1 protein-coding gene is annotated in these 668 nt (G+C 50.3%); it reads left to right on the plus strand.

The window, feature by feature from the left end; translation table 11 throughout:
- On the plus strand, nucleotides 1-668 hold a 668-nt coding region (locus IDZ20_RS10845; protein ID WP_188151457.1), incomplete at both ends, for a glycoside hydrolase family 6 protein.

Here is a 668-nt window from a genome sequence, read left to right on the forward strand (position 1 = left end):
CCAAACCGCGACTGTGCGGCACTGGCTTCTAACGGTGAATTGCGTATTTCTGAAGGTGGCTTTGAACGCTACCAGAACGAGTACATCGCGGGTATTACCGAGATTATTGGCGACTCTAAGTACTCCGGTATTCGCATCGTTGCGGTTATCGAAGTTGATTCGCTACCTAACTTGGTTACCAACCTCGACGAGGCCGATTGTCAGGAAGCGAACGGCCCAGGCGGCTACGTTGATGGCATTCAGTACGCACTTAACGAGCTAGGCAAGATCCCTAACGTATATTCTTACGTGGATGTTGCTCACTCAGGTTGGTTAGGTTGGAGCGACAACTTCTCTGAAGCGGCTGCTTTAATTGGCGACGCAATTTTGGCTACTGACAAGGGCGCAAACAGCATCGCTGGTTTTGCTTCTAACTCTGCCAACTACACGCCAGTTACCGAACCCTACTTGCAAGATCCTAATTTGCAGGTTGGTGGTAATCCAATCCGTTCATCAGACTTCTATGAGTGGACTCAATACCTAGAAGAGTTACAATTCGTGCAGGCGTGGCGTCAAGCCATGATCGACAAGGGCTTCCCCTCTACACTCGGTATGCTCATCGATACTGGTCGTAATGGTTGGGGTGGTGCAAACCGTCCTTCAGGCGCTTCCTCTAGCACCGATCTAAA

It is taken from the genome of Teredinibacter waterburyi (genome assembly GCF_001922985.1).
GTDB classification, from domain to species: Bacteria; Pseudomonadota; Gammaproteobacteria; order Pseudomonadales; family Cellvibrionaceae; genus Teredinibacter; species Teredinibacter waterburyi.